Here is a 21,598-nt window from a genome sequence, read left to right as displayed (position 1 = left end):
GACTTACTCCTTGGCCGTCAGGTTCACCACACGGTTGGTACGGTCCACCGGCCGCACCTCCTGCCCTTCGCGCAGCACGTGGCCGCCGGCGGCAACCACCCAGTCGCCAGGGTTCAGGCCCTCAAGTACGGGGACAGTGTCACTGCCATAAGGCCCCAGGCGCACGGCAGCACGCTCCAGTCGACGGTCCTGGTTGACTCGCCAGACGTACGCCTGGCCGTTTTCAGCGGTAATCGCCGAGAGAGGTACAGCCAGCGGGATCAGCCCGTCATGGGCGATGAATACCCGAGCGCTCTGCCCAAGATCGGCGGGCACCTTGGCCGAGTTGAACGCGATACGTGCGGCGAAGGTACGGGAACGGGGGTCGGCTGCGGGCGACAACTCACGGATACGGCCCTGGAAGCGCTCATTGCGCCGCGACCACAGCTCGACACTGACCTGCTGGCCAACGGCGAAGCGGGCGAACTGCTGCTCCGGCAGTCCGATGACGACTTCGCGCTCACCGTCGGCCGCCAGCGTGAACACCGTTTGCCCGGCAGCCACCACCTGGCCGACCTCGACCTGACGCTTGGCGATCACGCCGGCCTGGGGCGCACGCAACACGGCGTAACCGGCCTGGTTGCCAGCCACGTCGAACTCGGCTTTGGCCTGCTTGAGGCGCGCGAGCCCGGCCCGGTAGAGATTTTCGGCATTGTCGTACAGAGAGTGGCTGACCATCTGCCGATCCAGCAGCTTGCGGTAGCGGTCACGCTCGGCGCGCACCAGCGCCAGGTTGGCCTCGGCGGCCGCCAATTGGGCGCGGTTGGCCTCGAGTTGCAGGCGCACGTCCTGGGGGTCGAGCTCTGCCAGTGGCTGATCGGCCTGGACCCGCTGCCCCTCCTCGACCAGGCGTTTGCTGACCTTGCCAGCGATGCGGAACGCCAGCTCCGGCTCGAAACGCGCTCGCACCTCGCCAGGGTAGCTGTCGGCTGAGGCTTGGGCCGGTTGCGGCTGGACCACCAGCGCCGGGCGCGGAGCAGTGGGCGGGGCGGCTTCCTGCCCGCAGGCCGCCAGCAACAAGGCGGCAGCGGCAGGCAGAGCGAGGCACAAGGCATGACGCAACATGATGAATCCTTTCGCGACGAGCGCATCGAATATTTATACTGTCGAGTATATTAAATCAGGGAACCGAAGCCGGGAAGCCAGCGTCGGAAAGAAAATCAACGTTAACGATGGGCCATTCCCTGAAGCCGGAAGGCAACCGAGCCGGTAAGATGGGGGCCCCTTCAACCAGACACGGATTCCAATGCCCAACGACGCACCCATCGGCCCAGGTCGCCCCAAGGACCTGGCCAAGCGCGAGGCGATCCTCGAAGCGGCCAAGACGCTGTTCCTCAGCCTCGGCTATGCCAACACCAGCATGGATGCGGTCGCTGCGGCGGCAGGTGTTTCAAAACTCACGGTCTATAGCCACTTCAACGACAAGCAGACGCTGTTTGGCTCTGCGGTCATGGCTACCTGCCAGAATCAGCTACCCGACCTGATGTTCGAGTACCCCGAGGGCGCGGCCGTCGAACAGGTGTTGCTGAACATTGCCCGGGGCTTCCAGGCGTTGATCAGCAGTGATGAGGCGGTCAAGTTGAGCCGCCTGATCATGGCCCAGGGCAGTCAGGACCCAAGCTTTGGCGAGTTCTTTTACGAAGCCGGGCCGAAACGGGTGCTGGCGGGCATGGAAGGGCTGTTGCGTGGAGTCGCCGAGCGCGGCCTGTTGCGCATCGACAACCCGTTGCACGCGGCCGAGCACTTCTTCTGCCTGGTCAAAGGAGCGCCCGATTACCGGTTGCTGCTGGGGTGTGCAGGGCCATTGGAGGGAGATGAGGCCGAGGCGCATGTGCGCGAGGTGGTGGGGGTGTTCTTGCGGGCGTTCCAACTCTAAACAAATCCGCCAGAGCCTGTTTAACCAACATGACTACCTGGCATTTTTGTCAGTAGTCAACCATGCAATTCTTCAGCAAGCTCGTATTGAATCTGCGAATATGAGCTCGCCCCATGACAGCGCCAAAACTGAAGATTTTTTACAAAGGCAATAAGCTTTCGACGTTATATACAAGCAGTGCTCACCAGACAGTGCTCAGCGCCAATGACCAGAACCTATGCGAAACGACAGGCCTGCCTTCGCAAACAAGCCTCTTGGCCACTGATGCACAAGAGTCAACAGTCAACATTCTCTCAGAAAGCCAGACGACCATCGCCTACGCTCCCTACGGTAATGACAGTCGCCCGTCTGCCAGCCCATTGTTATCTCGATTCACAGGCCAGAGCTGGTTGCCCTCTGCCATAGGCTACATGCTGGGTAATGGTCACCGCCTTTTCAATCCAGGACTGATGCGCTTTCACAGTGCAGATAGCTTGTCGCCATTTGAAAGGGGGGGGATCAATGCTTACGCTTACTGCATGAATGATCCTATTAACAGATCGGATCCTAGCGGCATGTTTTCGATAGTAAAATTCATGACCGGAGGATACAGCGCAAATAAAATCTCTCGTCGCCTGAATCAGCAAAACCCCAACCTCACACGCCGAGAATACAAAATACTTGAAAAACGCATTGCGAGCCAAAAAGTGAAAGGGATGAAGGAGACAAAAGCCCACCAGAGCGAATTTGGAAAAAAAGGTGAGCAAAGAATCCTCAACGCCACCCTCCAAGAAGCCATATTAATGAGTCTTACCCCTGTAACAATCAAGGGCAAAACTCGATACGTCCGCCCGGCAAACCACAGGGAGTCAATCGCCTCGATAAACTCAACATCCTGGGAAGATATAGAAAACAGGTTTGAAAAAATCAAAGCTGCAAGCAGGAGCGACGTTGCCCCTACCTCAGCTACTCTCTCCAGCATGCCAGGTCAGCCGTCGAATACGTGGCCGCGAATCAGGCCAGCATCGCAAAATTTCCTTGATTTCACCGGTAATTACATCGACAAGGAAGTAGATAGACTCCGCAATATCGTGAGTTAGCCTTGAGGCAAGACTCACAAGATGGTTTCGCAGTTGCGATCAAACTTTTAACGTCTTCTTCGGATAAATGTCATACCGGCTCGACTTGCCTTCCAGGCTATGGCTCGGCTTTGGTCCATCAATGATCGGTGCCTTGCGCGGCCGCTTCACCACCACCCGGTGGCTGGCCAGCGCCAGCGCGGCTTCGAGCAAAGCCGGGGCATCCAGGTCATCGCCGACCAATGGCCGGAATACGCGCATTTCCTTTTTCACCAGGGCGCTCTTGTCCCGGTGCGGGAACATGGGGTCAAGGTAGATCACCTGCGGTGCCTCCCCCTCCCAGTTGCGCATACGCTCGATGGCGTTGCCTGTCAGCAACCGCATGCGGCCGACGATAGGCCCTACCTCGTCATCCGACCGGGCTCGCGTCAGGCCGTCTTCCAGCAAGGCGGCTATCAGCGGCTGGCGCTCGATCAGGGTCATCTGGCAACCCAGGCTGGCCAGCACGAACGCGTCCTTGCCCAAACCCGCCGTGGCATCTAGCACTTGTGGCCGCACGCCTTGGGCGATGCCCACGGCCTTGGCGATCATCTGCCCGTTGCCACCGCCAAACTGGCGCCGATGGGCTGCCTGGCCTTCGACGAAGTCCACCCGCACTGGCCCGGGTGCCTGCGGGCCCAACTGCTGGATCTGCAAGCCATCGGCGCCCACCTGCACAGCGAAACCGGCGGCATCGTCCTGCAGCGGCAGGCCCAGGCGCTCGGCCCATGCCGTAGCCTGTTGCGCATATTCAGCCGACATCGCTTCGACTCTGATACCCGTGCCTTGCTCTTCCATCATCCACACCTGAAAATTCGAACCAAGCCCTTAATGAATCGGCACCATCGGCCGATACAGGCAATATCCCGCTATTCTGCCAGAGCACAACGCGCACGACTGCCATGACAGATACTCTTCCCATCGGCTTGACCTACCTGTCGCCCGTCGGCAACTACGGTCGGCAGAATACCCAGGCACTGGGGGGCGTCAGCCACCTGTGGCAGGATTTCTTTGCCCGCGCCATGGCCGAGCAGCAAGGGGATGAGGCAGACAGCACCCATCAGGCGCTGGCGCAGTACGACAAAATCAGCGGCGAGCCGATTGGCGGGGCCAGGGCCCTGGCCCTGATCGATGCCCAACGCGCCTGCCCCGTGCACGACACCATCGTTGCACCACCCGAGCCTCTGTTCCTGCCCAAGGCTGAGCTGGAAGCCAACCTGCTGGAGCCAGCGCCGGAGCCATTCAGCGCCGCCGAGATGATTCAGCAGCAGCGCCAACTGGACATCAGCAACAGTTGGCTGCGCCCAGTGGTCATGAGCCAGGGTCAGCCGCTTGCCGAGCCAGGCCCTGCGCCCTCCCCGCGCCCGTTGCACCTGCCTATCGCCGAGTTTGAGACGGGCCTGCTCGACCCCGCGCCGGAGCCATTCGACGCAGCGACCATGGCCAAGCAGCAGAACGATCTGGAATTCGACATCCACTGGGCGCGCCCGGTAGTGCTGAACAACGTTCGCATCCACGCCTGAGCTTAACGGCAGATCTGCCACAGCCCCATGTCCAGGTGAAAGTGATTGCGGTGGGCGGCATTGTATTCCGGCCCCAGCACCGTACTGAAGCTCTTACAGGCCGCTTGCTGCACTTGCCGCAGGAATGCCGCCTTTTGCCCGCCTGCCTGCCAGTCCCGCGCCAGCACGATCCGCTGCCCGTCCTGCAGGCGAAAGCCGCTGATATCCAGCGCATTGGCCGTGGCATGCTGACTGAGCCGGCCCTGCTTGCGGTTATAGACGTTGCGGCAGGCGAAGCTGCCCAGATGATCGACCTGCGCCACCGGCTGGCCAAACACCTGCTGCGCTGCAGGTTGCAAGCCATGCTTTTCGAACAGCGCATAGGCCACCGCCAACGGGCAACTGGCCAGGAAGCTGCTACTCAACCGCGCCTGGCCTTGTTCTATACGCCAGACGTTTTGCAACGGGCAATTGGCCGATGCCGGGCTATCGGCCTGCGCCCGATAGCGCAGGCTCGTGGTCGCCAACGCTTGGCGGCACAACTGCGGATCATCACGCAGACGCGAAAGCTTATAGGGCGTCAGCAGGTTCGGCGGCTGACGAACGTCCAGTGCTGCCCACGGATCCCAGGCCTGCGGCAGGCGCCAACCCCACTGCCAGAAAAGGCCTGCTACCAGCAGCAGCCCGCACAGCAGCACCAATGCGCGCACCGCGCTTCAGCGCCGGAACAGGTCGTTGAGCTGGGCGAACGGCAACGCCTGCTCACCATAGCTGAACGTACCCTGGTCACGAACTTCCAATGCCGCGCGCTGAAACGCACCGAGCGCCGCACGGGCCAGCGAAGAGCCCACGCTGATGCGGCGTACGCCCAAGTCCTGCAACTGATTGACGCTCAATGGCACACCCGCCAGCCCCATCAGCACATTGACAGGTTTCGGCGCCACCGCCTGTACCACCGCGCGAATCTCTTCGACAGTGCGCAAACCCGGCGCATAGAGCACGTCGGCGCCCGCTTCGGCATAAGCCTGCAGACGCAGGATGGTGTCATCCAGGTCCATTTGCCCGTGCAGCAGGTTTTCCGCGCGGGCGCAGAGCATGAAAGGAAATGGCAGGCTGCGCGCCGCCTGCACTGCAGCCCTCACCCGCTCTACGGCCAGGCCCAGGTCATAGATCGGCGCGTCGCTGCGCCCACTGGCATCTTCGATCGAGCCGCCGACCAACCCTGCTTCAGCGGCACGCAGGATGGCGTGGGCACAGTCTTCAGGCAGGTCACCAAAACCATTTTCCAGGTCGGCGGCAACGGGCAAGGCAGTGGCATCGACGATCATCCCGGCGTTGTCGAGTGTCTCGTCCAGGCTCAGCGCCGCTTCGGCATCCGCTCGCCCAAGGCTGAAGGCAAGGCCTGCACTGGTGGTAGCCAGCGCCTCGAAGCCGAGGCTTGCCAGGAGCTTGGCGGAACCGGCATCCCACGGGTTGGGGATGACGAACGCGCCATCGCGCTCGTGCAGGGCTTTGAAGGCTTCGGCACGCAGGGTTTGTACATCCATGATCACAACCTCCGGCTGGTCGGTAAGGGTCAAAGTAGCCCCAGTTGTTCGACCTCAGGGGCGCGTGGCAATTCCGGCAAAGCTGCCAACCCCGGCAAGCGCGCCATCAGCCGCTGATGAAAACGCTGAGCCAACGCGGCGGCCAGGCGGTTGTCCGAGGTGTGCAGGAAGATGTACGGGCTACGGCCTTCCTCGATCCAGCTGGCGACCTTTTCAACCCACGGCGAAAGGAACGCTTCATTGGCGTCGAGCTCGGGATGGCCGATAAAACGGACCTGGGGGTGCTGGCTGAAAGCTGCGGGGCGCAGCGCAACCCTGGGCTTCTTGGCTTGCGCGTCGAGCACGGCGGCCTCACGCGAGGTACAGCTGAACAATGCACGCGAGTCCAGGCAGATACGTTCAACACCGCGCTCGTGCAGCAAACGGTTGAGCAGGCGCTCCTCCTCACCCTTGGAGAAAAAAGCCTGGTTACGCACTTCCACCGCCACAGGCACACCGATTTCATCGAGAAAATGCCCCAGCTCAGCCAGGCGAGCCGGGCCGAACTGAGCCGGCAATTGCAACCAGTACGGTGACACCCGCTGGCCAAGGGGCGCCATCAGCCGGGTGAAGTCCAGCGCGGCTTCCAGCCGCTCGCGCAGGTCGCCTTCATGGCTGACATCACGGGGGAACTTGGCAGTAAAACGAAAGTGCGCAGGCATGACCTGCGCCCACCGCTCGACAGTGCTCGGCGCCGGGCGGGCATAGAAGGTGGTGTTGCCCTCGACGGCATTCAGCACCTGGCTGTAAAGGCCAAGAAATTCGCCGGTGCGGGCGTCAGCGGGATACAGGTAGTCGCGCCAGGCGCTTTCGCTCCATGACGGGCAACCCAGGAAATAAGGCAGGTGGGATGAACTCATCCCTCAAATGTACAGGTCCAGCCCCAGCACTTCCATGTCCCAATCGGTAAAACCGGCAGTACTGAGGTAGCTGGCCAGCGCAGTGGCCGTGCGGCGGTCACGGGCACGTGGGAAAACCATGTCTTGCTGGCGGGCCGGCAAGCCACCGGGACGGCGGCGCGGCGCCGCTTCCGGAGCAGCCTCGCCCTCTTCGACGAGCTCGGCATCGTCGATGCTCTCATCGCGCACCGCCGCTTTGCGCGGCGCGCGCTTTACCGGATAGGACTGCGGTGAGAAACCGTCGATACGCATGATGAGCACTCAGGACCAATGATGGCAATTTAGCAGCATCAGGGTTCCATCGCTAATGCTCTAGTGATAACTGGACCACAGTTTGCGACAAAGGTTTTATCGACAGCCGCGATAACCGACGAACAGCCGTCAGCGGGCTTTGGGCGTAGCTACGTTATCGCGCAGGTAAACCGGTTGCGCCTGATCGGCAACGATTGCCTCGCCGCGTGCCCAGGCGAAGCTGGCCAAGCTGAGGATGTCCAGCGCATTGGGCAGCGCCGCAGGGTTGCTGGCACTGGCCTGCACGGCCAGACGCTCGGCGTAGCCCCAGCCGGTGCCGGCCCCGTACCAATCGCCGCTGCTGCCATCAGGCAACGCCACGCGCTCCGGTGGCAGCACCGCTTCCAGGCCTTGCAGGCGCATTTCGCCCTCCACCGCCTTGTAGCAACCCCAGTACACCTCGTCCATGCGTGCATCGATGGCAGCCGCTACCTGCTGCGCGCCATGCTCGCGCAACGCACCCTGGGCCAGCGCGGCCAGGTTGGACACTGGCAGTACCGGGCGCTCCAGGGCGAAAGCCAGGCCTTGCACCACGCCGATGGCGATGCGCACGCCGGTGAAGGCGCCGGGGCCACGGCCGAAGGCAATGGCATCGAGGGCATTGAGCGCCACGCCGGAGTCGCCCAGCAGCTGCTTGATCATCGGCAGCAGCTTCTGCGCATGCATGCGCGGGATCACCTCGTAATGGCTGGTTACCTTGCCATCATGCAGCAGCGCGACGGAACAGGCTTCGGTGGCGGTATCCAGGGCCAGCAGGGTGGTCATCGAACGGGTATCCAGGAGCAAGTGAAAAGAGCGGCAGTATAAACGACAACGGCCCGCAAGCGGGCCGTCGTGACACACGGTGATGGATCAGCTCAGGGCTGCCAGCACTTTGGCGGTGATTGCATCTACCGAACCCACGCCTTCGATGTGGCTGTACTTCGGCTTGCCAGCGTTGGCGGCCGACAGCTTCTGGTAGAAGTCCACCAGCGGCTTGGTCTGGGTGTGGTAGACCGACAGGCGATGACGCACGGTTTCTTCCTTGTCGTCGTCGCGCTGAATCAGGTCTTCGCCAGTAACGTCGTCCTTGCCTTCCACTTTCGGCGGGTTGTACTGAATGTGGTAGGTACGGCCCGAGGCCAGGTGCACGCGGCGGCCCGCCATGCGGCCGACGATCTCTTCGTCGTCGACGGCGATCTCGACCACTGCATCGATGTCGACACCGGCAGCGACCATGGCTTCAGCCTGCGGAATGGTGCGTGGGAAACCGTCGAACAGGCAGCCGTTGGCGCAGTCTGGCTGGGCGATGCGCTCCTTGACCAGGCTGATGATCAGCTCGTCGGAGACCAGCTGGCCGGCATCCATGACTTTCTTGAGCTCCAGGCCCAGCGGGGTACCGGCCTTGACGGCAGCACGCAGCATGTCACCGGTGGAGATCTGTGGGATACCGAACTTCTCGGTGATGAATTTTGCCTGAGTACCTTTACCGGCCCCGGGAGCTCCCAGCAGAATTACGCGCATCTCGTGCTCCTCAAATTTTTTTATGAAATTCAATGGATTCGGCAACCAGGGCCAAGTCCGGAAAATCGGGTATGACCATAAATCGGTCAGAAGGCTGCTCAAGATACACAGCGCCCGTCAGCCAGACAAGCTTCCCAAAGTTGCAGGAATGGGCCATCTGTAGCCAAGGCTGCAGGCGGTTGCGCCCAGCGCAACCACCTTCCCTGCCCTGGTTTGGCCCGCAGGGCGGCCCTGCGCGCGGGCAGCCAGCCGTGGCCTCAGCCTGTGTTGCGCAGGCCTGCGGCAATCCCTGCCACTGTCACCAGCAGGGCCTGCTCCAGCGGGCTGTCCAGAGCGGCTTCACGGCGGCGTGAGCGCGCCAGCAGCTCGGCCTGAAGCTGATGCAGCGGGTCCAGGTAGGTGTTGCGCAGGCTGATGAATTCCAGCGTTTCCGGGCTGTGCGCCAGTAGCACCTGCTGCCCGGTCAGGCCCAATACCACCTGACAGGACTGCGACAATAGGTCGCGCAGATGTGCACCTAAAGGAAGCAACTGCGGTTGCACCAGACGTTCGTCGTAGGCCTCGGCAATCTGCGCATCAGCTTTGGCCAAGACCATCTCCAGCATGTCGATGCGGGTACGGAAGAACGGCCACTGCTCACGCATCTGCGCCAGCAACTCACCCTGCCCCCGTGCCAGTGCATTGCTCAGCGCGGTCTCCCACCCCAACCAGGCTGGCAGCATCAGGCGCGTCTGGGTCCAGCCGAAGATCCATGGAATGGCCCGCAGGCTTTCGATGCCACCGGCACGACGCTTGGCCGGGCGGCTGCCCAGCGGCAGGCGCCCCAGCTCCTGCTCGGGTGTGGACTGGCGGAAATACTCGACGAAATCCGGGTTCTCCCGCACCACGCTGCGGTAAGCCTTGACGCCATCGGCGGCCAGTTGGTCCATCAAGGCGCGCCAGGCCGGCTCAGGGGGTGGCGGCGGCAGCAAGGTCGCTTCCAGCACCGCCGCCAGGTACAGGTTGAGGTTCTGCTCGGCGATACCTGGCAAACCAAACTTGAAGCGGATCATCTCACCTTGCTCGGTGGTGCGAAACCGCCCTGCCACTGACCCCGGTGGTTGCGAGAGGATCGCCGCGTGGGCCGGGCCACCGCCGCGGCCGACAGTGCCGCCACGGCCATGGAACAGCAGCAGTTCGACCTGATGCTCACGGCAGATGCGTACCAGATTTTCCTGCGCCCGATATTGGGCCCAGGCCGCGGCGGTGGTCCCGGCATCCTTGGCCGAATCGGAGTAGCCGATCATCACTTCCTGCGGCCCACGCAAGCCCGCACGATAGCCCGGCAGGCCGAGCAGCCGCTCCATCACAGGGCCCGCGTTGTCCAGATCGGCCAGGGTTTCGAACAGCGGCACCACGCGCATCGGCCTGGTCAGGCCGGCTTCCTTGAGCAGCAACTGCACAGCCAGTACATCCGATGCAGCGCCCGCCATGGAGATGACATACGAACCGAGCGATGCGCCCGGCGCCGCAGCGATCTCGCGACAGGTGGCAAGCACTTCGGCAGTGTCCGCCTGGGGCATGAAGTGGGCCGGCAGCAATGGCCGGCGGTTTTTCAATTCGGCCTGCAGGAACGCGATACGCTTGTCTTCATCCCAGTGCGCATAGCTGCCCATGCCCAGATAATCGGTGATCTCCGACAGCGCGTCACGGTGTCGGGCGGCATCCTGGCGCACGTCCAGGCGCCCCAGAAACAGGCCAAAAGTCACCGCACGGCGCAGACTGTCGAGCAATGGCCCATCGGCAATCACGCCCATGCCACATTCGTGCAAGGACTGGTAGCACAGCTCCAGCGGCGCGATCAGGTCACGGTTGTCCACCAGCACATCGGCACTGGCCGGCTGGGTAGCGGTGAGCGACGCATGGGCCCAGGCGCGCGTCGCCCGCAAGCGGTCACGCAATTGCTTGAGCACGGCGCGGTAGGGCTCTGGGGTGTCCCCCACCCGCTCGCGCACAGCGCTGTTGGCCTGCTGCATCGACAACTCTGCCGCCAGCGCGTCGACATCGCGCAAAAACAGGTCGGCCGCCATCCAGCGTGCCAGCAGCAACACTTCGCGTGTCACCGCGGCGGTCACGTTGGGGTTGCCATCACGATCGCCGCCCATCCACGAGGCAAAGCGCACAGGTGCCGCTTCCAGCGGCAGGCGCAGGCCAGTGGCGTCGAACAGCGCCTTGTCCACCTTGCGCAGGTGGCTGGGGATGGCATGCCACAGGGAATGCTCGATCACCGCGAAGCCCCATTTGGCTTCGTCTACAGGCGTTGGCCGGGTGCGCCGGATTTCTTCTGTGTGCCAGGCCTCAGCGATCAACCGGCGCAGGCGCTCGCGCACTTGCTGGCGTTCGACCGGGGTCAAATCACGATGGTCTTGCACGGCCAACTGGCCAGCAATGGCATCGTACTTCTGGATCAATGTGCGGCGTGCCACTTCGGTGGGATGCGCGGTGAGCACCAGCTGGATATCGAGCTTGGCCAATTGCCTGGCCAAAGCATCATCCTTGTGCCCGGCCTGCTTCAGACGCGCCAGCAGCTCAGGCAGCACCCGCGCCTCGAAAGGCTCTGGCTGCTCGGCATCACGGCGCCGGATCAACTGGTACTGCTCGGCCATGTTGGCCAGGTTGAGGAACTGGTTGAAGGCACGTGCCACCGGCAACAAGTCTTCTTCAGCCAGGTTCGCCAAGGTAGAACTCAGCTGTTCGCCAGCGCTGCGCCGGTCCGCCTTGGCGCTATGGCGAATGTCCTCGATTTTCTGCAGGAACGCGTCACCGTGCTGCTGGCGAATGGTTTCGCCAAGCAACTCCCCCAACACATGGACATCTTCACGCAAGCGCACATCGATATCAGTCATTGGCCCTCTCTTCGGCGCGGCTCGCCCGCGCTCTGCTCAGGAAACAGCACTGGCCCAAGAGTGCCCACAGCGGGGCCGCCATGGCAAGCCACGACCGGTAAAGCAAACTAAAGTAAAAGTCCAGAAGTCCGATGCAATGCAGCCCTTCCGAGGCGTTTACAGAGGTCATCATGAAAATCCGCGAACTCGCCCAGCACTGGGAACAGAACGCCGCAGGCACCCTGAGCCCGACCGGCCATACCTTGCACCTGGACCTGGAGTCGGAGGCGCGCCTGGCGGCGCTCATCGACATGTACCCCAAGCGCACCGCCGAGGAACTGCTCGGTGAGCTGGTCGCAGCCGCGCTCGAGGAGCTTGAAGCCAGCTTCCCCTACGTGCAGGGCAACAAGGTCATTTCCACCGATGAAGAAGGCGATCCGCTGTACGAAGACATAGGCTCTACACCGCGCTTTCTCGCGCTTTCAAGGCGCCATCTGCACACCCTCAGCAACCCCGGCGACGGCAGCGGAAGCTGACGCGCCTGCCTTCCGTTCCGGGCTGCCCTCCAGCCCGGAATACCGCTTCTGACAGTGGAAGTTCCGCTCACACACCACTGACCGATCAGTCAGAAATAGTTGGCATTTTTTTCTGAACTATTCAAAAAACGACCCAGTCACAGCCAATAGCCATCACGCTAAAACCCTGCACACTGTCGTCGTGCACCGTTGAGCTGAAGCACACGGCGATGCCAGGGATTGAGCGATGGGATGGACTGCTACGGACATCGTCGTTATCAGGAGTGATCCAATGGAGCTGACCACCATGAAGACCCGCACTTCGAAACTTTCCTCCACTCATGTGCGCGGGTTCAAGCTGGCCGCGCTGGCCCTGGGCAGTAGCCTGGTCCTGGCCGGCTGTGCGGGCAACCCGCCCACCGAGCAGTATGCCGTCACCCAGTCCGCCGTGAACTCCGCCGTCAGCGCTGGCGGTACCGAGTTCGCCGCCGTTGAAATGAAAGCGGCGCAGGACAAGTTCAAGCAGGCCGAAATCGCCATGCACGACAAGAACTACGAGGACGCCAAGCGTCTGGCCGAGCAGGCCGAATGGGACGCTCGCCTCGCCGAACGCAAGGCCCAGGCGGCCAAGGCCCAGAAGGCCGTGCAGGACGCCCGCCAGGGCGTTCAGGACGTACGTCAGGAAGGCCTGCGTAGCGCTCAGTGAGCGCCGCCCAGCCTGCCTTAGCCTTCGCACTCGATCAAAGGATGAACACTATGCGCAAACACGTCATGATTCCCGCCCTGCTGGCCCTGAGCGTCGGTCTCGCTGCCTGCTCGCACGACCCGAACGCCAACCTGGAGTCGGCCCGCACCAACTTCTCGTCGCTGCAGAGCGACCCGCAGGCGAGCAAAATCGCAGCCCTTGAAACCAAGGACGCACAAGACTGGCTGAACAAGGCCGACAAGGCCTACATGGAGCGTGAGGACAGCAAGAAAGTCGACCAGTTGGCCTACCTGACCAACCAGCGCGTTGAAGTGGCCAAGCAGACCATTGCCCTGCGCTCGGCCGAAAACGAGCTGAAAAACGCCTCGGCCCAACGTGCCCAGGCCAAGCTCGATGCCCGTGACGCGCAGATCGCCAAGCTTCAGGACAGCCTGAACGCCAAGCAGACCGACCGCGGTACGCTGGTGACCTTCGGCGATGTACTGTTCGACTTCAACAAGGCCGAACTCAAGAGCAGCGCCTTGCCCAACGTGACCAAGCTGGCCCAGTTCCTTCAGGAAAACCCTGAGCGCAAGGTCATCGTCGAGGGTTACACCGACAGCGTCGGTTCGGCCAACTACAACCAGACCCTGTCCGAGCGTCGCGCCGGTGCCGTGCGCATGGCGCTGGTACGTGCAGGCGTGGACCCTGCGCGCATCGTCGCTCAAGGCTACGGCAAGGAATACCCGGTTGCTGACAACAGCAGCAACTCGGGCCGTGCGCAAAACCGCCGGGTGGAGGTGACCATCTCCAACGACAACCAGCCGGTAGCGCCGCGTTCGGTGAGCCAGGTGCAGTAAGGCTCACAAGTCGATAAAAGAACCCCGCCTTCATGGCGGGGTTCTTCTTTTTCATCGTTGGTTCGAGCGGGTCATTGCACTTTTTGCGGGGTCTGCTCACCCATGCAACGCACCGCACGCTTGCGGTTGTCGACCAGTACCCCGGTAAGGCCCTTTTGCGCTGTGTCGAACAGCACCAGCACACCGTCCACACACTGCGCCACCTGCGGCGCTGGGTCGAGGGAAACCTTGTAGTCCTCACCAGGCACGGTCTTGAGCATGGTGAAATCCTGCAGCAACAACGCATCCTCCGGCTTGGCGAAATGCAGGTAGCCGTAATACCACAGAGCCCCCACCGTCACGATGATGCTGCCGACACCGGTCAGGATCAGCGGGATGGCGTTGCGTTCTTCACTCATTGCTTGTTCTTCTCGTCAGGATAGTTGGGCACTTCGGCCAGCCGCCGCAGGCCGTTGAAATGGCGGGGGTCATCAAGGAAACGCAGCATCACCTGGCGCCAGACCGGGTCGGCAAAGGTCTGTACATGGCCGCCGCGGGTCAGTTGCAGCACCCGTGGTGGCGGTGCGTGCTGGTACAGGCGAATGCCGTTGTTCATCGGCACCAGGTTGTCGTCGATGCTATGGAAGAACAGCTTGGGCGGGCCGCTCAGGCGCTCGACCGAACGGATCGCGCTGTCACCATCGGGTACCAGCCAGGACAACGGCACCTGCAAGGGCCAGGTCAACCACGATGTGCTCAGCGCAAAGCGCCCGACATCACGGTAACTGGCCGGCACGCCATCGAACACCAGTGCGCTGAAGCGCAGGCATTGCTCGGGGTGGGCTGCCAGGTAGTGGATGGCCATTGCCCCGCCCAGGCTCTGCCCCAGCAATACCAAGGGTTTGCCCTTGACCTCGGGGGCCTGGTCGAGCCATGCCATGGCCGCTGCGATGTCATTGTAGACCTGTGGCAAGCCGGGCTTGCCCTGGGACAGGCCATAGCCCCGGTAATCGATCATCAGCACCTGATAGCCCTGCTCCGGCAGCCAGTAGCTACCGCCCAGGTGCCCAGCCAGATTGCCGCCATTGCCGTGCAAGTGCAGCACCGTGCCCTTGACCTCGACACCCGCCTTGGCCGGCAGCCACCAGCCATGCAGGCGGACGCCGTCGGCGGTGGTCAGGGTGACATCGCGGTACTGCAGCTTGGCACGCTCGGGCGTGAACGGCTGGCCCGGTTCCGGGTAGAACAACAGGCTGCTGCACCCGCCCAGGCCCAACAGCGCCAAACCCAGGACCAGGCAGCGGCAGCGCTCAAAGAATGTTCGCGTAGTCGGCTTCAATGCGATCAAGGCTCAGGTGGTTGAGGAAGTTGGAGAAGCACATCCAGGCCGACAGCGCATTGAGGTCGCGAAACTGCTCCGGCAGGTACTTGGGCGGTTCCACCAGGCCTTCTTCGACCAGCTGACGCAAGGTACGCATGTCTTCGAGGGTAGTCTTGCCGCAGAACAGCAGCGGAATCTGCTCGAGTTTGCCCTTTCTCACGGCCAACTGAATGTAGTTGTAAACCATGATGAAACCCTTGAGGTAGGACAAATCCTTGGTAAATGGCAGACCATTGGGCACCGAGCCGCGGAACACCCGGCTTGCATTGCTGTAGCTCTGCGCCATTTCAAAGCCCTGGGCGCGGAAAAACTCGAACACCTGGAGGAAATCGGCGCCCTCCTCGACCATGTGGATGGCGCGCGTGCGGTTGGTGAGCTTGCGCAGACGGCTGGGGTAAGAGGCGAAGGCGATCACCTCCATGAGAATCGCCAAACCCTCCTGAGTCACCGTCGACGAAGGCGGGCCCTTCGACAGGAAGGTGCAGATCGGCTGGTTGAGGCCGTTGAGCGTGGTGCCCACATGCACCAGCCCCTCGTGCACTTCCAGCGCGCGCACATCACGGCTGTTGAACATGGCGTCAGCGCGCACCTTGATGTAGTCGGCCCCTGCCGCCGCATCGGCGACGATGCCGTCGGACTCGAACACCCGGATGGTTTCCTCGGCCTCGCCGAACACCTTGTTCAGGCGGCGCTGGAGGATGTCCACGGCCTCCTTGGCAGTCAGGTTTTTCGGCTCGTCCTTGAGGTCACCACGGCCGTCGATGTTGTTCAGGTAATCGGAAAGCATCAGGCCAAGGTCGGCCAGCGTCGGGTCGCCAGCGTGGAAGGCATCGGACGCCGCGCCATAGAGTTCCTGGGAGATCAGGCCGAAATCCTCGGTGCCGCGTGCTTCGAGCATGCGCACCACCATGCGGTACTCCTTGCACATGCGCCGCATGATCTGCCCCACCGGGTTGAACTGCCCCAATTGTCGGGTGATGTCGCGCTCGATGCTCTGGAACTCGGCCTTGACCGCACTTGAGTCGAACGACAGCGGCCGCGACTGGTAATAGGCGCGGTCCACTGCAGGCGGCTCTTTGCCCTTGGCCTTCAGAAAGCCCTGGCGGATGTTGTCATCCCACTTGACCGCATCGAGCACACGTATAGGGGTTTGCGCGGTGACGATGCGATCGGACAGTGCGCGTATGGTCTGCTGGTACTCGTCCACCGGGAACTCCTTTCTAGAACAAGGCACCTGTACAGGCCCCTCGCCGGCACGCCGGCGAGGGGCCTGTACGGTCATTTGCCGCTGCGCTGGAAGCGCGCCACCTCGACGAACAGGTCGGAGTTGGCCGGGTCATCCAGATAGGCCAGCACCCGCTCCGACGGGCTGTCGATCAGCACGCCCTCACCGTTGTCCTCCGGTACCTCGGTGTTGCGCCCGGTCAGCTCTTTTTTCTCGACCGCCTGCTGCACCTGTTCCACATCAAGGTTGTAGATCACCAGTTCCTTGCCATCGACGATATCGAAACCGCCAATCAGGAAATGGCCGCCCAGGCGCTTGGGTACACCGGCAGAGAGGTACCAGCGGTTGCCGTGGCGTGACACGGTGAAGACGTACTCTTCGGGTTTCTTGCCCTTGGCCGTGGCCACGGCCTTGTAGGCATCGGCGCCGCTGCGGCTGATGGCTAGCTTCAGTGGCTCGCCCCAGGCGTCCTTGCTGCTCCACTTGCCCAGCAGGGCCTTGGGCGCCGCCTGATTGCTCGGCAACGGCTCATGGAAGGTCACCAGACAACCGCCCAGCAGGAGGAATGACAACGTCAACAACACCACACGCCAGGCTTTCATCAGGTTCTCCTTGAAAGTTCGTTCTCGGCTCAGGCCGATGCCAACACCAGGTGCAGGTAACGGGTAAGCATAGCGAGCATCTGCCCATCGGCTTGCGCATCGGCATCCTTGAGCAGGCCCTGATATTCCATCTGCTCGATAATCGCCGTCAACATCTGGGCGTCCTGTTCCGGTTGCTGCGAGCCGACCACCTGTAACAGCTGGCGCGTGCCATGCAGCAGAATCTGCTCGTGGGCGCACACCAGCTCGGCCAGGCGCGGGCACAGCAGCGCTTCCTGGCGGAAGGCTTGCTCGGCCATCAGGAAGTCGCGGCGGTTGACCAACTGACGGGAAACGTAGTCGGCAGTCATCTGCGCCACTTCGTCAGCCAGACGCGCCCTTGATTGCGCACTGCCATCACCCTGGGCAAGCAGCTGGCGCAGCACCACTTCGGTGTTGGCCCACAGCTTGGCCATGTAGGCGGCGCTGCGTTCGACGTATTGGGCGAAGGTATCGGTGAGCAGGTCCTCGATATCCTTGAAGTAGTAGGTCGTGGCCGACAGCGGCACACCGGCCTCGGCGGCGACCGCACGGTGGCGCACGCCACGCACGCCATCACGCACGACAATCCGCATGGCGGCGTCGAGGATCAACTGGCGGCGCTGTTCGCTGCCTTGGCGGGCGGTCTTGCGACCCTGGTATTGCACGCTTTCGGCGACGGCGGTGGCAATGCCGGCGGCGCCTTGCTGGGCCATTGCGGGTGTCACGGGTGTACCTCATTGATCTTGGGGTGACTGCACCGGCCCTTTCGCCGGCTTGCCGGCGATAGGGCCCTGACAAACAACATAAGGCTTCAGGCAAGAAAAAGCCGCCCCGAAAGGCGGCTTGTTCAATTCACTCAGGCCTGTGGGCGCATGTGCGGGAACAGGATCACGTCGCGAATCGAAGGCGAGTTGGTCAGCAGCATCACCAGGCGGTCGATGCCGATGCCTTCACCAGCAGTCGGTGGCATGCCGTACTCCAGGGCGCGAACGAAGTCGGCATCGTAGTGCATGGCTTCGTCGTCACCGGCGTCCTTCTCGGCCACCTGGGCCAGGAAGCGCTCTGCCTGGTCTTCGGCGTCGTTGAGCTCGGAGTAGGCGTTGGCGATCTCGCGGCCACCGATGAACAGCTCGAAGCGGTCGGTCACGGCCGGGTTGTCGTCGTTGCGGCGGGCCAGCGGCGAAACTTCGAACGGGTATTCGGTAATGAAGTGCGGCTGCTCCAGCTTGTGCTCGACCAGTTCTTCGAAAATCATCACCTGCAGCTTGCCCAGGCCCTCGTGGCCCAGCACCTTGGCACCGGCTTTCTTGGCGATGTCACGGGCACGCTCGACATCCTGCAGGTCGGCCGCAGTCAGTTCAGGGTTGTACTTGAGGATCGAGTCGAACACCGACAGGCGCACGAACGGCTCACCAAAGTGGAACACCTTGTCGCCATACGGTACATCGGTGCTGCCCAGGACCAGCTGGGCTAGCTCGCGGAACAGTTCCTCGGTGAGGTCCATGTTGTCACGGTAGTCAGCGTAGGCCTGGTAGAACTCGAGCATGGTGAACTCGGGGTTGTGCCGGGTCGAAACGCCTTCGTTACGGAAGTTGCGGTTGATCTCGAACACTTTCTCGAAACCACCGACCACCAGGCGCTTGAGGTACAGCTCCGGCGCGATACGCAGGAACATGGCCATGTCCAGGGCGTTGTGGTGGGTTTCGAACGGTTTGGCCGCGGCACCGCCAGGAATGGTCTGCAGCATCGGCGTTTCGACTTCCAGGAAGTCGCGGTCGATGAGGAACTTGCGGATATGCGAGATCACCTGCGAACGCACACGGAAGGTGTGGCGGGTTTCTTCGTTGACCATCAGGTCGACATAACGCTGGCGGTAGCGCTGCTCGGTATCGGTCAGGCCGTGGTGCTTGTCCGGCAGCGGGCGCAGCGACTTGGTCAGCAGGCGTACGTTGGTCATTTCAACGTACAGGTCGCCCTTGCCGGAGCGGGCCAGGGTGCCTTCGGCGGCGATGATGTCGCCCAGGTCCCAGGTCTTGACCGCGGCCAGGGTTTCTTCCGGCAGGGTCTTGCGGTTGACGTAGACCTGGATGCGCCCGGTCATGTCCTGGATCACCATGAACGAGCCACGGTTGAGCATGATGCGACCGGCTACCTTGACCGGGATCGCTGCAGCTTCCAGCTCTTCCTTGGTCTTGTCGACGTATTGCTTCTGCAGGTCGTTGCAGTAGCTGTCGCGGCGGAAGTCGTTGGGGAAGGCCTGACCCTTCTCGCGCTCGGCGGCAAGCTTTTCCTTGCGCAGGGCGATCAGGGTGTTTTCTTCCTGTTGCAGGTCTTGCGATTCGGTCTTGAGGTCGCTCATGTCGTCATTCTTTCCATCAGGTATTCGTTGCCCTTTTCGGGCAGGGCACGCGATGCCGGCGTGCGGGCATCGCGGCGGTGGTGTGCGGCTTACAGCCCCTGCTTGAGGCTCGCTTCCAGATACTGGTCGATGTCGCCATCCAGCACCTTGTTGCAGTCGCTGCGCTCGACGCCGGTACGCAGGTCCTTGATACGCGAGTCATCCAGCACGTAGGAGCGGATCTGGTGGCCCCAGCCGATGTCCGACTTGCTGTCTTCCAGCGCCTGGGACGCGGCGTTGCGCTTTTGCATTTCCAGCTCGTACAACTTGGCCCGCAGCATTTTCATGGCGGTGTCCTTGTTGGCATGCTGGGAGCGTTCGTTCTGGCACGCCACCACGGTGTTGGTCGGCACGTGGGTGATACGTACCGCCGAATCGGTGGTGTTCACGTGCTGACCACCGGCACCGGAGGAACGGTAAGTGTCGATGCGCAGGTCGGACGGGTTGATGTCGATCTCGACCTTGTCGTCGATCTCGGGCGACACGAACACCGCCGAGAACGAGGTGTGGCGACGGGCACCGGAGTCGAACGGGCTCTTGCGTACCAGGCGGTGCACGCCGATTTCGGTGCGCAGCCAGCCGAAGGCGTACTCGCCCTTGATGTGCACGGTGGCGCCCTTGATGCCGGCGACTTCGCCCTCGGAAAGCTCGATGATGGTGGCGTCGAAACCGCGCTTGTCGGCCCAGCGCAGGTACATGCGCAGCAGGATGTTGGCCCAGTCCTGCGCTTCGGTACCGCCAGAGCCGGCCTGGATATCCAGGTAGGCGTTGTTCATGTCCATCTCGCCGCTGAACATGCGACGGAACTCAAGCTGGGCCAGTTTTTCTTCCAGGCCTTGCAGCTCGGTCACGACGTCGCTCACGGCGCTTTCGTCATTTTCCTCGACGGCCATGTCGAGCAGATCCTGGCAGTCGGCCAGGCCGCCGGACATCTTGTCCAGGGTCTCGACGACCTGCGCCAGCATGGCACGTTCGCGGCCCAGGGCCTGGGCGTACTCGGGCTTGTTCCAGACGGCCGGGTCTTCCAGCTCGCGGTTGACTTCGATCAGGCGGTCAGCTTTTTGATCGTAGTCAAAGATACCCCCGAATGGACTGGGAACGCTCGGTGAGGTCCTTGATGGTGTTCAGGATCGGTTGGATTTCCATGGCGCGCGGCTCTCGTACGAATTCGGTGAAAAGCCCGCGAGTATAACCGATCCAGGGAGCTGCGGCAGCCCGTTGGGCAGCCGCTTGAACCTCAGGCGATACCGACCTGGTTACGCCCGCTGTTCTTGGCCTGGTACAACCCCTTGTCGGCTGCCGAGATCAATTGCCGACAATGGCTGCCGATCGCCGGCGTCTGGGTCGCCAGGCCGATGCTCACGGTCAGGCGCGAATCGTCTTGCGATGCCGTATGCGGGATATTCAGACCATGTACGGTCTGGCGCAGCTTCTCCGCCACCAGCCGCGCACCGCCCGGGGAGGTGTTGGGCAATACCAGCGCGAACTCCTCGCCCCCGTAGCGCGCCGGCAGGTCGGTAGGCCGTGAGCAGGAGCCGCGGATGGCCTCTGCAACCTGGCGCAGCGCTTCATCACCTGCCAGGTGGCCGAAGCTGTCGTTGTAGACCTTGAAGTAGTCGACATCGATCATCAGCAGCGACAACTGCTGCTGCTCACGCATGGCCCTGCGCCATTCCAGTTCCAGGTACTCATCGAAATGGCGGCGGTTGGACAGACCGGTGAGGCCATCGGAGTTCATCAGCCGCTGCAGCATCAGGTTGGTGTCAAGCAGTTGCTGCTGGCTCACGCGCAGCGCCCGGTAGGCCTCGTCACGCTGCAGCAGGGTCAGGTACGAGCGGGAGTGGTAGCGGATGCGAGCCACCAGTTCGATGGTATCCGGCAGCTTGACCAGGTAGTCGTTGGCCCCGGCAGCGAAGGCCGCACTTTTGACCAAAGGGTCTTCCTTGGTCGACAGAACGATGATCGGGATGTCCCGGGTAGCCGGATTGTTACGGTATTCGCGCACCAGGGTCAGGCCGTCGAGGCCCGGCATGATCAGGTCCTGGAGGATCACCGTAGGTTTGATGCGCATGGCCTGAGCCACCGCCTGATGGGGGTCGGCGCAGAAATGGAAATCGATGTTTTCCTCATGGGCCAGGCCACGACGCACCGCTTCGCCGATCATCGCCTGATCGTCGACCAGCAAGACCATCGCCGAATTTTCATTGGCGGTCGCAAACCCTTCGATCGGTAGATCAATCATCCCTATTCACCTGATCACGGCCGCAGGGGCGGT

At 62.3% G+C, this 21,598-nt stretch carries 23 protein-coding genes; 6 read left to right on the top strand and 17 right to left on the bottom strand.

The features are described from left to right. Nucleotides 1-3 precede the first annotated feature (3 nt). Nucleotides 4-1,104 carry an efflux RND transporter periplasmic adaptor subunit gene (locus ACMGGN_RS02480; protein WP_012315919.1) on the bottom strand — a complete coding sequence of 367 codons (1,101 nt, stop codon included), beginning with the start codon at nucleotides 1,102-1,104 and terminating at the stop codon, nucleotides 4-6. A 181-nt stretch (nucleotides 1,105-1,285) separates the two neighbouring features. On the opposite strand from ACMGGN_RS02480, the gene ACMGGN_RS02475 reads away from it, so the two are divergent. Further along, nucleotides 1,286-1,915 carry a TetR/AcrR family transcriptional regulator gene (locus tag ACMGGN_RS02475; RefSeq protein ID WP_046784333.1) on the top strand — a complete coding sequence of 210 codons (630 nt, stop codon included), beginning with the start codon at nucleotides 1,286-1,288 and terminating at the stop codon, nucleotides 1,913-1,915. A gap of 113 nt (nucleotides 1,916-2,028) precedes the next feature. Continuing rightward, a complete protein-coding gene (locus ACMGGN_RS02470) occupies nucleotides 2,029-2,994 on the top strand; it encodes an RHS repeat-associated core domain-containing protein (RefSeq protein ID WP_115274025.1) in 966 nt (321 codons plus the stop codon). Nucleotides 2,995-3,033: 39 nt separating this feature from the next. On the opposite strand, the gene ACMGGN_RS02465 is transcribed toward ACMGGN_RS02470, so the two are convergent. After that, nucleotides 3,034-3,810, bottom strand: a complete 777-nt coding sequence (locus ACMGGN_RS02465) for a class I SAM-dependent methyltransferase (protein WP_046784334.1) — start codon at nucleotides 3,808-3,810, stop codon at nucleotides 3,034-3,036. A gap of 104 nt (nucleotides 3,811-3,914) precedes the next feature. Here ACMGGN_RS02465 and ACMGGN_RS02460 point away from each other — a divergent pair, with 104 nt between their 5' ends. Beyond that, nucleotides 3,915-4,535, top strand: coding sequence for a hypothetical protein (locus tag ACMGGN_RS02460; protein ID WP_046784335.1), 621 nt, complete (start codon nucleotides 3,915-3,917; stop codon nucleotides 4,533-4,535). A gap of 2 nt (nucleotides 4,536-4,537) precedes the next feature. Here the strand turns inward: ACMGGN_RS02460 and ACMGGN_RS02455 are convergent, their stop codons facing one another. The 7 genes from ACMGGN_RS02455 to ppc form a co-directional block, all read right to left on the bottom strand. Beyond that, nucleotides 4,538-5,224: an extensin family protein gene (locus ACMGGN_RS02455; protein WP_119687680.1), complete on the bottom strand. Its 687-nt coding sequence runs from the start codon at nucleotides 5,222-5,224 to the stop codon at nucleotides 4,538-4,540. 6 nt (nucleotides 5,225-5,230) lie between these two features. Beyond that, complete coding sequence (locus tag ACMGGN_RS02450) at nucleotides 5,231-6,061, bottom strand: isocitrate lyase/PEP mutase family protein (RefSeq protein WP_119687681.1); 831 nt, start codon at nucleotides 6,059-6,061, stop codon at nucleotides 5,231-5,233. A gap of 29 nt (nucleotides 6,062-6,090) precedes the next feature. Continuing rightward, nucleotides 6,091-6,960 (bottom strand): DUF72 domain-containing protein, encoded by an 870-nt coding sequence (locus ACMGGN_RS02445; RefSeq protein WP_237860079.1) that lies wholly within the window; start codon nucleotides 6,958-6,960, stop codon nucleotides 6,091-6,093. A gap of 3 nt (nucleotides 6,961-6,963) precedes the next feature. After that, a complete protein-coding gene (locus tag ACMGGN_RS02440) occupies nucleotides 6,964-7,251 on the bottom strand; it encodes a hypothetical protein (protein WP_115274020.1) in 288 nt (95 codons plus the stop codon). Nucleotides 7,252-7,380: 129 nt separating this feature from the next. After that, nucleotides 7,381-8,055, bottom strand: coding sequence for a tRNA (adenosine(37)-N6)-threonylcarbamoyltransferase complex dimerization subunit type 1 TsaB (tsaB, locus tag ACMGGN_RS02435; RefSeq protein WP_046784340.1), 675 nt, complete (start codon nucleotides 8,053-8,055; stop codon nucleotides 7,381-7,383). An 87-nt stretch (nucleotides 8,056-8,142) separates the two neighbouring features. Further along, complete coding sequence (gene adk, locus ACMGGN_RS02430) at nucleotides 8,143-8,793, bottom strand: adenylate kinase (RefSeq protein WP_012270800.1); 651 nt, start codon at nucleotides 8,791-8,793, stop codon at nucleotides 8,143-8,145. A gap of 257 nt (nucleotides 8,794-9,050) precedes the next feature. Continuing rightward, nucleotides 9,051-11,678, bottom strand: a complete 2,628-nt coding sequence (gene ppc / locus ACMGGN_RS02425; RefSeq protein WP_404601794.1) for a phosphoenolpyruvate carboxylase — start codon at nucleotides 11,676-11,678, stop codon at nucleotides 9,051-9,053. Nucleotides 11,679-11,848: 170 nt separating this feature from the next. On the opposite strand from ppc, the gene ACMGGN_RS02420 reads away from it, so the two are divergent. The 3 genes from ACMGGN_RS02420 to ACMGGN_RS02410 all read left to right on the top strand — a co-directional run bounded on the left by ACMGGN_RS02420 (nucleotide 11,849) and on the right by ACMGGN_RS02410 (nucleotide 13,717). Further along, complete coding sequence (locus ACMGGN_RS02420) at nucleotides 11,849-12,193, top strand: pilin assembly protein (RefSeq protein ID WP_251961863.1); 345 nt, start codon at nucleotides 11,849-11,851, stop codon at nucleotides 12,191-12,193. A 271-nt stretch (nucleotides 12,194-12,464) separates the two neighbouring features. After that, nucleotides 12,465-12,878: a DUF4398 domain-containing protein gene (locus ACMGGN_RS02415; RefSeq protein ID WP_012315930.1), complete on the top strand. Its 414-nt coding sequence runs from the start codon at nucleotides 12,465-12,467 to the stop codon at nucleotides 12,876-12,878. 50 nt (nucleotides 12,879-12,928) lie between these two features. Continuing rightward, the gene (locus ACMGGN_RS02410; RefSeq protein WP_115274017.1) at nucleotides 12,929-13,717 is read left to right on the top strand and encodes an OmpA family protein; all 789 of its coding nucleotides are present in this window, start codon (nucleotides 12,929-12,931) and stop codon (nucleotides 13,715-13,717) included. A 71-nt stretch (nucleotides 13,718-13,788) separates the two neighbouring features. On the opposite strand, the gene ACMGGN_RS02405 is transcribed toward ACMGGN_RS02410, so the two are convergent. The 8 genes from ACMGGN_RS02405 to wspR form a co-directional block, all read right to left on the bottom strand. Continuing rightward, nucleotides 13,789-14,115: a hypothetical protein gene (locus ACMGGN_RS02405; RefSeq protein ID WP_323614760.1), complete on the bottom strand. Its 327-nt coding sequence runs from the start codon at nucleotides 14,113-14,115 to the stop codon at nucleotides 13,789-13,791. After that, nucleotides 14,112-15,035 carry an alpha/beta hydrolase gene (locus tag ACMGGN_RS02400; protein WP_161872000.1) on the bottom strand — a complete coding sequence of 308 codons (924 nt, stop codon included), beginning with the start codon at nucleotides 15,033-15,035 and terminating at the stop codon, nucleotides 14,112-14,114. The genes ACMGGN_RS02405 and ACMGGN_RS02400 overlap by 4 nt, the downstream gene beginning before the upstream one ends. Next, nucleotides 15,007-16,284, bottom strand: coding sequence for a flavohemoglobin expression-modulating QEGLA motif protein (locus ACMGGN_RS02395; protein WP_039602209.1), 1,278 nt, complete (start codon nucleotides 16,282-16,284; stop codon nucleotides 15,007-15,009). The genes ACMGGN_RS02400 and ACMGGN_RS02395 overlap by 29 nt, the downstream gene beginning before the upstream one ends. 71 nt (nucleotides 16,285-16,355) lie before the next feature. Next, complete coding sequence (locus tag ACMGGN_RS02390) at nucleotides 16,356-16,904, bottom strand: hypothetical protein (protein WP_115274015.1); 549 nt, start codon at nucleotides 16,902-16,904, stop codon at nucleotides 16,356-16,358. Between the two features lie 29 nt (nucleotides 16,905-16,933). Continuing rightward, the gene (locus ACMGGN_RS02385) at nucleotides 16,934-17,638 is read right to left on the bottom strand and encodes a TetR/AcrR family transcriptional regulator (RefSeq protein ID WP_046784346.1); all 705 of its coding nucleotides are present in this window, start codon (nucleotides 17,636-17,638) and stop codon (nucleotides 16,934-16,936) included. 143 nt (nucleotides 17,639-17,781) lie between these two features. Further along, nucleotides 17,782-19,284: a lysine--tRNA ligase gene (gene lysS, locus ACMGGN_RS02380; RefSeq protein WP_046784347.1), complete on the bottom strand. Its 1,503-nt coding sequence runs from the start codon at nucleotides 19,282-19,284 to the stop codon at nucleotides 17,782-17,784. An 89-nt stretch (nucleotides 19,285-19,373) separates the two neighbouring features. Continuing rightward, nucleotides 19,374-20,469, bottom strand: a protein-coding gene (gene prfB / locus ACMGGN_RS02375; protein WP_115274014.1) for a peptide chain release factor 2 whose coding sequence is annotated in 2 segments (ribosomal slippage) — nucleotides 19,374-20,396 and nucleotides 20,398-20,469 — 1,095 coding nt in all. Because the reading frame shifts where the segments join, the coding sequence is not laid out codon by codon here. A 91-nt stretch (nucleotides 20,470-20,560) separates the two neighbouring features. Further along, on the bottom strand, nucleotides 20,561-21,565 hold the full coding sequence (gene wspR, locus ACMGGN_RS02370; RefSeq protein WP_046784348.1) for a Wsp signal transduction system regulator diguanylate cyclase WspR: 1,005 nt from the start codon (nucleotides 21,563-21,565) through the stop codon (nucleotides 20,561-20,563). Nucleotides 21,566-21,598: the final 33 nt, after the last annotated feature.

The organism is Pseudomonas sp. BNK-30 (assembly GCF_047456185.1).
In the GTDB taxonomy this organism is placed as follows: Bacteria; Pseudomonadota; Gammaproteobacteria; order Pseudomonadales; family Pseudomonadaceae; genus Aquipseudomonas; species Aquipseudomonas putida_E.
The sequence above is the reverse complement of the archived record's forward strand: the minus strand, read 5'-3'. Positions and strand labels throughout refer to the sequence as shown.

Bases quoted from the DNA above. Each gene is read 5' to 3' on its own strand.
- ACMGGN_RS02415 (WP_012315930.1), top strand. From the start codon at position 12,465: ATGGAGCTGACCACCATGAAGACCCGCACTTCGAAACTTTCCTCCACT.
- ACMGGN_RS02405 (WP_323614760.1), bottom strand. From the start codon at position 14,115: ATGAGTGAAGAACGCAACGCCATCCCGCTGATCCTGACCGGTGTCGGC.
- ACMGGN_RS02385 (WP_046784346.1), bottom strand. From the start codon at position 17,638: ATGGCCCAGCAAGGCGCCGCCGGCATTGCCACCGCCGTCGCCGAAAGC.
- tsaB (WP_046784340.1), bottom strand. From the start codon at position 8,055: ATGACCACCCTGCTGGCCCTGGATACCGCCACCGAAGCCTGTTCCGTC.
- ACMGGN_RS02420 (WP_251961863.1), top strand. From the start codon at position 11,849: ATGAAAATCCGCGAACTCGCCCAGCACTGGGAACAGAACGCCGCAGGC.
- ACMGGN_RS02465 (WP_046784334.1), bottom strand. From the start codon at position 3,810: ATGGAAGAGCAAGGCACGGGTATCAGAGTCGAAGCGATGTCGGCTGAA.
- ACMGGN_RS02410 (WP_115274017.1), top strand. From the start codon at position 12,929: ATGCGCAAACACGTCATGATTCCCGCCCTGCTGGCCCTGAGCGTCGGT.
- ACMGGN_RS02390 (WP_115274015.1), bottom strand. From the start codon at position 16,904: ATGAAAGCCTGGCGTGTGGTGTTGTTGACGTTGTCATTCCTCCTGCTG.
- ACMGGN_RS02470 (WP_115274025.1), top strand. From the start codon at position 2,029: ATGACAGCGCCAAAACTGAAGATTTTTTACAAAGGCAATAAGCTTTCG.
- ACMGGN_RS02480 (WP_012315919.1), bottom strand. From the start codon at position 1,104: ATGTTGCGTCATGCCTTGTGCCTCGCTCTGCCTGCCGCTGCCGCCTTG.
- adk (WP_012270800.1), bottom strand. From the start codon at position 8,793: ATGCGCGTAATTCTGCTGGGAGCTCCCGGGGCCGGTAAAGGTACTCAG.
- ACMGGN_RS02475 (WP_046784333.1), top strand. From the start codon at position 1,286: ATGCCCAACGACGCACCCATCGGCCCAGGTCGCCCCAAGGACCTGGCC.
- ACMGGN_RS02440 (WP_115274020.1), bottom strand. From the start codon at position 7,251: ATGCGTATCGACGGTTTCTCACCGCAGTCCTATCCGGTAAAGCGCGCG.
- ppc (WP_404601794.1), bottom strand. From the start codon at position 11,678: ATGACTGATATCGATGTGCGCTTGCGTGAAGATGTCCATGTGTTGGGG.
- ACMGGN_RS02460 (WP_046784335.1), top strand. From the start codon at position 3,915: ATGACAGATACTCTTCCCATCGGCTTGACCTACCTGTCGCCCGTCGGC.
- ACMGGN_RS02445 (WP_237860079.1), bottom strand. From the start codon at position 6,960: ATGAGTTCATCCCACCTGCCTTATTTCCTGGGTTGCCCGTCATGGAGC.
- wspR (WP_046784348.1), bottom strand. From the start codon at position 21,565: ATGATTGATCTACCGATCGAAGGGTTTGCGACCGCCAATGAAAATTCG.
- ACMGGN_RS02450 (WP_119687681.1), bottom strand. From the start codon at position 6,061: ATGGATGTACAAACCCTGCGTGCCGAAGCCTTCAAAGCCCTGCACGAG.
- lysS (WP_046784347.1), bottom strand. From the start codon at position 19,284: ATGAGCGACCTCAAGACCGAATCGCAAGACCTGCAACAGGAAGAAAAC.